General features: G+C 63.2%; 10 protein-coding genes and 1 pseudogene. 5 read left to right on the forward strand and 6 right to left on the reverse strand.

Annotation, left to right across the window (positions count from 1 at the left end; genetic code table 11):
- Positions 1-79: 79 nt before the first annotated feature.
- Positions 80-1285, reverse strand: a complete 1206-nt coding sequence (locus KW825_RS06435; protein ID WP_218328668.1) for a NupC/NupG family nucleoside CNT transporter — start codon at positions 1283-1285, stop codon at positions 80-82.
- 537 nt (positions 1286-1822) lie between these two features.
- Here KW825_RS06435 and dbpA point away from each other — a divergent pair.
- From dbpA to KW825_RS06450, 4 genes and pseudogenes are all read left to right on the forward strand, one after another.
- Positions 1823-3202, forward strand: a complete 1380-nt coding sequence (gene dbpA / locus KW825_RS06440) for an ATP-dependent RNA helicase DbpA (RefSeq protein WP_042651982.1) — start codon at positions 1823-1825, stop codon at positions 3200-3202.
- An 83-nt stretch (positions 3203-3285) separates the two neighbouring features.
- Complete coding sequence (locus KW825_RS06445; RefSeq protein ID WP_042651981.1) at positions 3286-3576, forward strand: YkgJ family cysteine cluster protein; 291 nt, start codon at positions 3286-3288, stop codon at positions 3574-3576.
- Positions 3577-3608: 32 nt separating this feature from the next.
- Positions 3609-3715 (forward strand): annotated as a pseudogene (locus tag KW825_RS20530) (YkgJ family cysteine cluster protein); the annotation flags it as partial.
- A gap of 318 nt (positions 3716-4033) precedes the next feature.
- Positions 4034-5518 carry a PepSY domain-containing protein gene (locus KW825_RS06450; RefSeq protein ID WP_218328669.1) on the forward strand — a complete coding sequence of 495 codons (1485 nt, stop codon included), beginning with the start codon at positions 4034-4036 and terminating at the stop codon, positions 5516-5518.
- Between the two features lie 72 nt (positions 5519-5590).
- Here KW825_RS06450 and KW825_RS06455 read toward each other — a convergent pair whose 3' ends face one another.
- The 5 genes from KW825_RS06455 to KW825_RS06475 form a co-directional block, all read right to left on the reverse strand.
- Entirely contained in the window at positions 5591-5809 is a 219-nt protein-coding gene (locus tag KW825_RS06455) for a DUF6500 family protein (RefSeq protein WP_218328670.1), read from the reverse strand.
- A complete protein-coding gene (locus tag KW825_RS06460; RefSeq protein WP_218328671.1) occupies positions 5802-6836 on the reverse strand; it encodes a GTP-binding protein in 1035 nt (344 codons plus the stop codon). The genes KW825_RS06455 and KW825_RS06460 overlap by 8 nt, the downstream gene beginning before the upstream one ends.
- A gap of 158 nt (positions 6837-6994) precedes the next feature.
- Complete coding sequence (locus KW825_RS06465; RefSeq protein ID WP_042651977.1) at positions 6995-7192, reverse strand: YbdD/YjiX family protein; 198 nt, start codon at positions 7190-7192, stop codon at positions 6995-6997.
- Between the two features lie 57 nt (positions 7193-7249).
- On the reverse strand, positions 7250-9382 hold the full coding sequence (gene cstA, locus KW825_RS06470) for a pyruvate/proton symporter CstA (RefSeq protein WP_218328672.1): 2133 nt from the start codon (positions 9380-9382) through the stop codon (positions 7250-7252).
- A 319-nt stretch (positions 9383-9701) separates the two neighbouring features.
- Positions 9702-10607: a 1,4-dihydroxy-2-naphthoate polyprenyltransferase gene (locus KW825_RS06475; protein ID WP_042651975.1), complete on the reverse strand. Its 906-nt coding sequence runs from the start codon at positions 10605-10607 to the stop codon at positions 9702-9704.
- A 210-nt stretch (positions 10608-10817) separates the two neighbouring features.
- Between KW825_RS06475 and KW825_RS06480 the strand changes: the two genes are divergently transcribed.
- The gene (locus KW825_RS06480) at positions 10818-12158 is read left to right on the forward strand and encodes an isochorismate synthase MenF (protein WP_218328673.1); all 1341 of its coding nucleotides are present in this window, start codon (positions 10818-10820) and stop codon (positions 12156-12158) included.
- Positions 12159-12184: the final 26 nt, after the last annotated feature.

Raw genomic sequence — 12184 nt, forward strand, 5'->3', positions numbered from 1 at the left:
ATAAAATAGAAAAGTTCCGGGCCAGGAAAAAATAAACCCCTGACTGGGCAGGGGTTTATCAGCATAAATGGGGTGAAGGTTAGATCATCACACCGGCGATCACCGCGGAGAGCAGGCTCACCAGGGTAGAGCCGTACACCAGCTTCAGACCGAAGCGGGAGACCATGTTGCCCTTCTCCTCGTTCAGCGCCTTCACCGCACCGGCGATGATGCCGATGGAGCTGAAGTTGGCGAACGACACCATGAAGATGGAGAGGATGCCGATGGTACGCGGGGACAGATCGGCGGCGATCTTGCCCAGATCCATCATGGCCACGAACTCGTTGGTTACCAGCTTGGTCGCCATGATGGAGCCGGCTTGCAGCGCCTCACCACTGGGGATACCCAGGATCCAGGCGATCGGATAGAAGATGTAGCCCATGACGTACTGGAAGTTGACGCCAAATGCCATCTCGAACAGGTAGTTGACCAGCGCGATCAGGGCGATGAAACCGACCAGCATGGCGGCCACGATCACGGCCACGGAGAAACCGGCCATGATGTACTCGCCCAGCATCTCGAAGAAGTTCTCTTTCTTCGGGGTATGGTGCTCGTCACCCTCGGCGATAGCCTTCAGATCGGTGACCGAGTTGTCCGGCTCGTACGGGTTGATCAGCGACAGCACGATGAAGGTGCTGAACATGTTGAGCACCAGCGCGGCCACCACGTAACGCGGCTCGATCAGCTGCATGTAGGCACCGACGATGGACATGGAGACGGTGGACATAGCCGTCGCCGCCAGGGTGTACATCTGCTTCTCGTTCAGGTGCGGCAGGGTGTTCTTGAGCGCGATGAAGTTCTCGGACTGGCCGACGATCATGGAGCTGATGGCGTTGAAGGATTCCAGCTTGCCCATGCCGTTGATCTTGGCCAGCACTGTGCCGATGCCACGGATGACGATGGGCAGCAGACGGATGTACTGCAAGATACCGATCAGCACCGAGATGAAGACGATGGGCATCAACACCATCAGGAAGAAGGAGAAGGCTCCCTCGTTGACCAGGCCACCGAACACGAAGTCGGTACCCTGCTTGGCAAACTCCATCAGCTTGGTGAAGCCGGCGGCGAAGCCACCCACCACGGCCAGGCCCACTTCGGAGTTCAGCATGAACCAGGCCAGCGCCAGTTCCACCACCAACAGCTGGCCGATATAGCGCAGCTTGATCTGTTTCCAGTTGTGGCGGTTAGCCAGCAACGCGAGCACGAGGACCATCACCAGTCCGAGCACAAAGTGAACGTATTCCATACCAGTAGCACCTGAGTGAATTGTAATTTTTGACCGGCGCCATCATAGAGATTTGCATATTTAAAAATCAGATAGCCATCACAATCTGCGGTAAAAATATGCACCCAGGATAATACAAACGTTTTTAAATTAATTAATCATTAAATAAGAGTCTCATCACCTCTTATGATAAAAATATCAAATAAAAAACAATGAGTTATATTTCAACTTCTTCGCATGGCGTTCTATTTCCTCATTATTTCCCCCAGACCCGTCTGGCTGTCAGCCCATTAAAAACCGGCTCGGCATCGAAATATTTAATCAAATCAGATGGAAAACGTTTATCTCGTTTACGCATAATTAGTCAATAGCCATCGAGATCGTTACGCTGGGGCGGATCGACTCCCAACCTCCCTGTCACGGGATCCCCGCCTGGCCGACGCCTTCGGCTCCGGCGTTCAAAAATCCGCCACAATCCATCCCACGCGGCGGCACTCTCTGGTACAATGCGCGCCCTTGCGCCACGCGCAGCCCGTTTTCCCGATATAGAGTCCTCTTGTGAACAACAGCGAATTTAGCAGCCTCAACCTCTCCCCCGCCCTGCTGGAGAACCTCGCCAGCCTGGGTTATCTGCAGATGACCCCGATCCAGGCTCAGAGCCTGCCCCTGGTGCTCGACGGTAAAGACCTGATCGCCAAGGCAAAAACCGGCAGTGGCAAGACCGCCGCCTTCGCCCTCGGCCTGCTCTCCCGACTCAACGTCAACCGTGTCGACGTGCAGGCCCTGGTGCTCTGCCCGACCCGCGAGCTGGCGGATCAGGTCGCCCAGGAGATCCGTCGTCTGGCCCGCGCCCTGCCGAACGTCAAGCTGGTGACCCTGTGTGGCGGCACCCCGACCGCGCCTCAGTCCGCCACCCTGGGCTTCGGTGCCCACATCGCCGTCGGCACCCCTGGCCGCATCCTCAAGCATCTGGAGCAGGGCACCCTGGAGCTCTCCAGCCTGGAGACCCTGGTGCTGGACGAAGCGGATCGCATGCTGGACATGGGCTTTGGCGAAGACATCAATAAAGTCATCAGCTATGCGCCCGAGCGCCGCCAGACCCTGCTGTTCTCCGCCACCTACCCGGAGGGGATCGCCCAGATGAGCCGCGGCGTGCAGCGCAATCCGGTCGAGGTGAGCGTGGAGTCCCTGCACGAGGGCAGCGCCATCGAGCAGAAGCTGTATGAAGTGCCCGCCGGTCAGCGCCTCGACGCCCTGACCTGGCTGCTGAGCCACCATCAGCCGAGCTCCTGCGTGGTGTTCTGCAACACCAAGCGCGCCTGCAACGACGTGGCCGAGCATCTGGCCGCCAAGGGCTTCTCGGCGCTGGCGCTGAACGGCGATCTCGAGCAGCGCGAGCGGGACCAGGTGCTGGTACGCTTCGCCAACGGCAGCGCCACCATACTGGTCGCCACCGACGTGGCCGCCCGTGGGCTGGACATCAAGGAGCTGGGCGCGGTCATCAACTACGAGCTGACCTACGATCCCGAGGTGCACGTGCACCGCATCGGCCGTACTGGTCGTGCCGGCCAGCAGGGCCTGGCCCTGAGCCTCTATCAGCCGAACGAGGCCCAGCGCGTCAACCTGATCGAGGAGTACCAGCAGGCTCCCATCCCGCAAGGGGATCTGGCCGGGATCGGCCGCGAGATCAAGCCGATCGCGCCGCAGATGGTGACCCTCTCCATCGATGCGGGCCGCAAGACCAAGGTGCGGGCCGGTGACATCCTCGGCGCCCTGACCGGCGAAGGCGGCATCGCCGGTGCCGACGTCGGCAAGATCCAGATCTCGGAGCAGCACTCCTACGTGGCGGTCAAACGCCAGGTGGCGAGCGCCGCCCTCAAGCGGCTGCAGGAAGGCAAGATCAAGGGCCGCACCTATCGCGCCCGCAAGCTGGGCTAAGGTTTGACCTGAGCCCGGTGTACAGGCGCCTTTATCGGCGCCTGTTTCCCCTGCCAACCCAGTCACACACCATGAGATGAGCCATGTCCCAAGCCAACCCGCCCGAAGTCAGCTGCCAGAATTGCGAAGCCTGCTGTTGCCGCCTAGAGGTGATGCTGTTCACCGATACCGGCGTACCGGATCGCTATGTGGACGAGATAGAAGGACAGGTGCCCGTGATGCACCGGCTGGAAGATGGCTGGTGTGCGGCGCTGGATCGCAACACCATGATGTGCCGCATCTATGAAGTCCGCCCCCTCATCTGCCGGGAGTTCGAGATGGGTGAGCCCGACTGCATCGACGAACGGGACAAGTGGTTTATCAACCTTTCCTGACCACCGCACGGCAGCGCTGGATCGCCCTATCTATGATGTGCCGCCTCTATGAAGTGCGCCCCTCATCTGCCGGGAGTTCGAGATGGGTGAGCCCGACTGCGTCGACGAGCGGGACAAGTGGTTTATCAACCTGAGCTAAGAGCTGGATCGCCCTCTCTATGATGTGCCACACCCATGACGTTCCCTCCCCTCTTTACCGCCGCAGTCATCCCCGTTTTACCCGTCAGAACCAGCATCCCCATCGGCGCTGATCCACAATGCTCATCTGCTCCACCGGGTGACTATCGTCTTCTTTCCGGCCTGTTTACCCTCTGTCAGGCCTCCTGCTCGCAGGCATTCTCCGTCTATGATCGAGCCACCTTTGTTTTATTGCAGTTAACAAAACGTTGCTGCTATCATCCGCGCCACCCAAAGGTTCCACCAGCCGTAACGTTTGCCACCGCCGCAAGGATCAGAGATGAAAAACCACGACGCGAATCATTACCAGCGGATCTGGCGCTGGCACTTCTATGCCGGCCTGTTCGTCGCCCCCTTTCTGATCCTGCTCTCCCTCACCGGCATGGTGTATCTGTTCAAGCCCCAGCTCGACAACCTGCTCTATCCCGAGCTGATGAAGGTGCAGCCCGCCGCTCACGCCCAGAGTGCCGACCCACTGCAGGCCAAGGCCCTAAGCGCGGATGTGTTGTGGACCAAGGCACTGACCGCCATGCCGGACGCCAGCCTGAGCAAGTACTTGCCCCCTGCTGCCCCGGATCTGAGCGCCCAGTTTGTCGTCAAGCGCCAGGGTAGCGAACTGACCCTGTTTATGGATCCCGCCAGTGGCGCCCTGCTCGGCACCATGGACAACCAGTGGAATCTGCAGGCGGTGGCCCGCGCCCTGCATGCGGAACTGCTGCTTGGCACCACCGGGGATCGGCTGATCGAGCTGGCGGCCGGCTGGGGCATAGTGCTGCTCGTCAGCGGCCTCTACCTGTGGTGGCCGCGCAAGGGGCCCGGCGTCGGCGGCATTCTCTGGCCCAGAATGAATCAGCGTGGGCGGCTCTGGTGGCGCGACCTGCACGCCGTGATCGGCTTCTGGGGCGCCGGCTTCCTGCTGCTGTTGTTGCTGAGCGGCATGACCTGGACCGGCTTCTGGGGGGATCAATTCGCCAACGTCTGGAATCGCTTCCCGGCCGCCATGTGGAACGAGGTGCCCAAGTCGGCCCCCCTCGCCCGCAGCCTCAACCAGCCCCATGACCAGACGGTGCCCTGGGCGATGGAGAGCACCCCCATGCCGAGCTCGGTCGCGCCCGACCAGATGGCTGCCATGGCGATGCCAGAGACGGCCTCACCCGCTGCGCAACCGGCGTCTGAGGGCCACGATCACAGTGCCATGAACCAGGGCGGCGAGCATGACGGTATGGTCATGGCGCAGGATCGCATCGGCCTGCAACAGGTGGTCGAGATCGCCAGAGAGCGCAAGGTTACCCCGGGTTACAGCATCACGCCGCCGGCCGGCAAGAGCGGCGTCTACACCATAGCCCTGTTCGCCGACGATCCGCGCAACGACGCCACCCTGCATATCGATCAGTACAGCGGCAAGGTGCTGGCCGACGTGCGCTGGCAGGATTACGGCCCGGTCGCCAAGGTGGTGGAGACAGGCGTCATGCTGCACACCGGCAAGCTCTATGGCTGGCCCCATCAACTCGTCATGCTGATCATCTGCCTGATGGTGTTGCTGAGTGCGGTGAGCGGGCTCTGGATATGGTGGAGCCGCCGCCCGCAAGGCCGGCTCGCCGCACCGCCCCTGCCGGCCGTGCTGCCGCCCATGCGCGGCGCGCTGGCCGTGCTGGTGCTGCTCGGGATCTGCTTCCCGCTGGTGGGGGCCTCCATGGTCGCCATCTGGCTGCTGGACAGCCTGATCTTCTCCCGCCGCACGGCCGGACTGGCGCAAGCCAACTAAAGCCACTCGCTGGCTATGGCCACAAACAACAAGGGCTCCTCATCAGGAGCCCTTGTTGTCTCATCCCCGTCCCTATTTCATCCCCTCGACCAGCGCGATGATCTTCCGGGCCTTCTCGAAGTGATCGAGCCTGTGGGTCTGGATCCACCAGCTGGCGGCCTCCATCAGCAAGGCGGGATCATCGTTCTTGTTGGCAAAAAATGCATAGAAGGAGACGCCGACCGCCTCTCCCTTCTGCGCGATTTTCTGGTGGCAGACCTGGATGATCTTCTCTCTCAGTGATTCACGCATCTGTCGTATTTCCTCCGGCCTGCGTCCGGGCAAAGCCCTCCCGCAGCGCCTCGACGGGCAGGTAGCGACCAATGATCACCAGCCGCGACCGCGGTGGCTCCTCTCCCCAGGGGGAGCCGTAATCGAAGCCCACCACCCTGTGAACCCCTTGCACTATCAGCCGGCGCGCCTCGCCGGCGATGGCCAGCACCCCCTTGTAGCGCAGCATGTCGTTGCCATGTTGCTCGACGCACTGCTCCATAAAGGCGCCGATCCGCTTCAGATCCAGCTCGGCCCCCTCGAACAGCTGAGCCGAAATGGCGTCGTGCCAGGAGCGGGGCTGGGCCGAGAGCGGGCGAAACGCCTCGAAACCCTGCCGACCGGCACGCACTATGTTGAGGCCGGGGCTGAGGCTCAGCTCGTCGCTGAGGGCGAAGGCATCCAGATCCAGCCAGAGCTCGGCCGGGCACTCCCCCTGCACTATGTCGATGATCTGCGCCTTGGGGTTGATCCCGTGGACTCGCGCGATGGCAGCTTCCCGCGTCGCCCCGTCCACCCGGTCGGTCTTGGTGAGCAGGATGCGATCGGCAAAGCCGAGCTGGGCCGCCGCCACCGGATGTTCGTCCAGCTGGCGGGCGATGTGCTCACAATCGGCGAGGGTGATGACCGCATCCAGGCGCAGCGCATCCCTCAATGCCTCTTCCACGAAGAAGGTCTGGATGATGGGGGCCGGATCGGCGAGCCCCGTGGTCTCGACGATCAGCCGCTCGAACCGCAACTCCCCCGCCGCCCGCCGGGCCAGCAGGCCGGTCAGCGCCGCCCGGAATTCGCCGCGCACGCTGCAGCAGACGCAGCCGTTGCTGAGCTCGATCACCTGCACCGACTCCCCCCGCTGCAACAGGGCGCCGTCTATGTTGGCGGCGCCAAACTCGTTCTCGAGAATGGCCACGGAGGCGTCGGCATGGTGGCGCAGGAAATGGTTGAGCAAGGTGGTCTTGCCGGCGCCGAGAAAACCGGTCAGCAGGGTGACCGCTACAGCCTGGGTCATGATGAAAGTCCTGTGGTGAGGGGATATATCTGGCCAGAGCCGAGAAAACCATTCAAGAAAGGGTGACCACTACCGCTTGCGTCATGATGGGCTCCGGTGATGAATGTATGAGGGGCCGTTGAGCTTTCAGCGCGACCGCGCCGCAACCTCAACGGCTCCTAGCAGCAGCGCCCGCCATTCTTGCCGCCGTAGCGGGCATCCTGCCGTTCGCGAAAGAACTCCTCGTGGCTCATGGGGGTCTGCTCGGGGTGAGTCAGCCGCATGTGCTGCACATAGTTGTCGTAGTCGGGCACGCCAACCATCAGCCTGGCGGTCTGTCCCAGATACTTGCCCGCCTTGGCCAGGGTATCGAACATGCTACCTCCTTGATGCGTAGATGAGGGTCCGGCGCCCGCAGGCGCCGGACTCAGGCCTTAGTTATTGGGGCTGGCCGGGGCCAGATCGGCATCGTCATCCGGCTGGGGCCGGGCTGCACCCTGATGCTTCGGCATCGGCTGATAGGGGGTCTCCCTGGCGGTCGGCTGATCGCTCTGCAACGACTGCAGCGCCGTCTTGAGGGAGAAGCCGGCGAGCACCACCACCACCCCCATGAAGAAGATGGTAAGCCCCGCATCGAGGCGGTTGTTGAACACCAGCTGGGCCAGCTGTGACTCGGTGTACTGGGCCGGGATGGTGCCGCTGTCGATCATCGCCTGGAACTTGTTGGCAATGGCCAGGAAGCCCAGTTTTGGATTGTCGCTGAAGGTCTTCTCCCAGCCGGCGGCCAGGGTGCAGATCAGCAGCCAACTGGTCGGCAGCAGGGCGACCCAGGCATAGGCCTGGCGCTTCATCTTGAACAGCACCACGGCACAGAGCATCAGCGCCATGCCCGCCAGCATCTGGTTGGCGATGCCAAACAGCGGCCACAGGGTGTTGATGCCACCGAGGGGATCCACCACCCCCTGATGCAGGAAGTAACCCCAGGCCAGCACGCACAGGGCGGTGGCGAGCAGGTTGGCCGGCAGGGAGTCGGTCCGCTTCAGGGACGGCGAGATCACCCCCATCAGATCCTGCAGCATGAAGCGCGCCGCGCGGGTGCCGGCATCCACTGCGGTGAGGATGAACAGCGCCTCGAACAGGATGGCGAAGTGGTACCAGAAGGCGACGTTCATCAGGCCGCCGAGGGCGCCGTGCAGTATGTAGGCCATGCCGACCGCCAGGGTCGGGGCACCGCCGGCACGGGCGATGATGCTCTGCTCACCCACCTCGCTGGCGATGCGGGTCAGGGTATCAGGGGTGATCTGGAAGCCCCAGCCGCTCACCACGGCGGCGGCGGAGGTGACCACATCGGCGGTACCCGCCGGGGCCAGCACCGCCAGTGGGCTGTTCATGGCGAAGTAGACGCCCGGATCGATGACGCAGGCGGAGACCAGCGCCATGATGGCGACGAAGGACTCCATCAACATGCCACCGTAGCCGATGAAGCAGGCCTGGTTCTCGTTGGCCAGCATCTTGGGGGTGGTGCCGGAGGCGATCAGCGCGTGGAAGCCGGACACGGCGCCACAGGCGATGGTGATGAACAGGAAGGGGAACATGCTCCCCGCCCACACCGGGCCCGTGCCGTCGATGAACTGGGTCAGGGCCGGCATCTGCAGGGTCGGCCGCATGATCAGGATGCCGATGGCCAGGCCGATGATGGTGCCGATCTTGAGGAAGGTGGAGAGGTAGTCACGGGGCGCCAGCAGCAGCCAGACCGGCAACACCGAGGCGACGAAGCCGTAGCCCACCAGCATCCAGGTCAGTTGCACGCCGTCGAAATCGAAATAGGGTGCCCAGGTCGCGCTCTCGGCCACCCAGCCACCGGAGACGATGGCGAAGATCAGGCACACCAGCCCGATGAGCGACACCTCACCGATGCGGCCAGGGCGCAGATAGCGGGTGTAGATCCCCATGAAGAGCGCCAGCGGTATGGTGAAGGCGACCGTGTAGGTGCCCCAGGGGCTGTGGGTGAGCGCCTTGACCACTATCATCGCCAGCACCGCCAGGATGATCACCATGATCATGAAGGTGGCGACCAGGGCGATGACCCCGGCGACCGGACCCATCTCTGACTTGATCAGCTCGCCGAGGGAGCGACCGTCCCGGCGGGTGGAGACGAACAGCACCATGAAGTCCTGCACCGCCCCCGCCAGCACCACCCCGGCCAGCAGCCAGAGCATGCCGGGCAGGTAGCCCATCTGGGCCGCCAGCACGGGGCCGACCAGGGGGCCGGCACCGGCGATGGCGGCGAAGTGGTGGCCGAACAACACCTTCTTGTCGGTCGGCACATAGTCCAGACCGTCGTTGTGGCGCACCGCCGGGGTCATGCGACTGCCATCGACCCCCAGCACCCGTTTGGCGATGAAGAGGCCGTAGTAGCGATAGGCGATCAGATAGACGCACACCGCCGCGACCACGATCCAGAGTGCGTTGATCTGCTCGCCCCGGTTGAGGGCGATATAACCGAGTGAACTGGCGCCAACCAGCGCCATCAGCACCCATCCCAGGTGTTTCCCTAACTTGTCCATAAGTGTGTTCCCGTCATTGGTTTTTACATATACAACCCTGTACGGTTACATCTCTATAGCAATCACCCCGGTGCCACAATCGGGGCTCGTCACAACTCGGCACCCGGTCGCGAGAATTTATCAATATTGCCGGCCGGATCACGGCCATCTGCCCGCTCATCCACGGAACGAGTCTGAATTGATTGAAAAAATCCGCAGGACAGGTCAATAAAAAGGGCCCCGAAGGGCCCTCTCTGGCGTGGAGCTCTGCAGGAGAGCGCCTGCCCTATGGGTACAGAGCAGCAGGCTGAACAGCACTCAGGAGAGCGCCAATCCCTATTCAGGAGAGCGCCAGCCCGATGGAAAGCAGCAGGCTGAACAGGAAGGCGCTGATGGCGGTCTTCTTGAGGGCCCCTGTCAGCACCTCGCCGTCGAAGCTCTCGCGCAGGGTGCGGGCGGCATCGGTGAGCGGCTTCATGGCGGGTAGGAAGATCCAGGCCCAGAGGCTGGTCTGCTGGGTCAGCAGGAAGGCGATGGTGGTCAACAGGGCCGCCCCCAGCAACAGCCAGTGATAGGCGATGGCGCGATTGCGACCGAGCCGCACCGCCAGGGTGACCTTGCCGCTGGCGGCGTCGGTCTCGATGTCCCGCACGTTGTTGATGTTGAGCACGGCGGTCGCCAGCAGGCCGCAGGCGGTGGCGGGCAGCAGCAGATCCCACTGCAGGGTATGGGTGAACAGGTAGTAGGAGCCGAGCACCCCCAGCAGACCGAAGAACAGGAACACCGAGATATCGCCGAAACCCCGATAGCCGTAAGGAGTCTTGCCCACCGTGTAGGTGATGGCCGCGACGATGGCCGCCCCACCCAACCCCACGAAGGCGAGGATCTGCACCCACTCCTCCCCGAAGGCACAGACCAGCAGGGCCAGCCCGCTCACCACGGCCGCCAGCGCGGTCAACCCCATGGCCACACACATCTGTCGCCGGGTGATGAGACCCGATACCACGGCCCGCTGGGGGCCTATCCGTTCGCCGTTGTCGGCACCCGACACCGCATCGCCATAGTCGTTGGCCAGGTTCGAGAGGATCTGCAACAGGATGGCGGTCAGCAGGGAGAGGCCCATGATGGCGCCATCGAAGGCACCCCGGCTGGCCGCCAGGCCGGAGCCCAGCAAGATGGAGGAGCACGCGAGCGGTAACGTTCGCAAACGCGCCGCCAGCAACCAAACAGAGAAGGTATTTGTCATATTGTGATGGCCAAACAATCAGATATTGATCGTGTTAAGGGTTATCGAACCGGATTTCGGTATACTTGGCTCCGTGGGGGCGCTGCTCCCTCGGGCAATTTACATGGAAGAATGGGCGGATAATATATAGGAAATCATCGCCCTTTGGCATCAACCTGCGCCATCCTCCCCCCAGAGCGATTGCGATTATCCGGCTCAGACAAGACATCCATGTTGGCTCAGACCCATATCAAGCAACAACTGGACGCCCTGCGTCACAGTCATGTCAGCGGCTTCGTCCGGCTGCGCGTGGCGGTCGAAGTACAATCCTTCCTGGGCTGGCTGACGGCGCAGACCCTCTATCCCCGCATCTACTGGCAGGCCCGTGGCCCCAAGAGCCCCGAGTATGTCGCCCTCGGCCGCATCCATGAGCTGAGCCGGCCGGAGGATATTCGGCGGGTCTGTGACAACACCGGCACCGACAGCGAAGACAGCCCGCGCTATTACGGCGGCCTGGCGTTCGACCCGACCCAGCCCGGCTGGCCGGGCTTTGGCCCCTGCCGCTTCGTGCTGCCGCGCATCGAGCTGGTGCGCCGCGGCGAGTGTATCAGCCTCTGCCTGAACCTCTGGTTGCCGGCCCCGGAGCGGGCGAGCGAGTTCGACGCCGAGCTGCGGGCCGCCGAGGCCGCCCTCGATGCCCTGCAGCCGGAGGCCCCCCTGCCGCCGCTGCACAGGCAGGCCTGGCAGCGGGAAGATTGTCCCTCCCCCGCCCTCTGGCAAGCGCTGGTAGAACAAGTCACAGCCCCGGCGGCCCAGGCCCACACCCCCAAGGTGGTGCTGTCACGGGAGAGCCGCCTCACGCCGCGGGATGAGTCTGATGACCGGACCGCCCTCTCCCCCTGGTCCCTGCTGGCGCAATGGGCGCAGCACGCCCAGGAGTGCTTCCACTTCGGTTTCCAGTTCTCCCCCGAGCAGAGTTTCATCTCCTGCTCCCCCGAGCGACTCTATCGGCGGGAGGGGCGCCACCTGTTCACCGAGGCGCTGGCGGGCACCATCCGCCGCTCCGGTGACGAGGCGACCGATGCCGCGCTGGCGGCCGAGCTGCTGAGCGACAGCAAGAACCGGCTGGAGAACCGGCTGGTCCATGCCGACATCCTCAACCGGCTGGCACCGCTCACCAGCCGCGCCAGCCTGACCGAGCCACGGATCCTCAAGCTGCGGCTGCTGCAGCACCTCAAGTGCGACATCGAGGCCGATCTCAGCCCCGGCGTGGGCGACTGGCAGCTGCTGGATGCCCTGCACCCGACCCCCGCCGTGGGCGGCGCCCCGCGCGAGTCGGCGCTGGCCTTCATCCGCGCGTTCGAGCCCTATGATCGCGGCTGGTATGCGGGGGCCTGCGGCATGCTGAGCCGGGAGACCTCGGAGTTTTCCGTCGCCATCCGCAGCGCCCTGGTCAGGGAACAGACCATCACCCTGTTCGCCGGGGCGGGCATAGTGGCGGGCTCGGAGCCTGCCGCCGAGTGGGCCGAGCTCGACAACAAGATCGCCAACGTGCTCTCCCTGCTGGGATAGCCTCTTCTCATCGACCCCTAGCGAGC

The sequence above is a fragment of the Aeromonas sp. sif2433 genome, from assembly GCF_019218705.1.
GTDB classification, from domain to species: domain Bacteria; phylum Pseudomonadota; class Gammaproteobacteria; order Enterobacterales; family Aeromonadaceae; genus Aeromonas; species Aeromonas encheleia.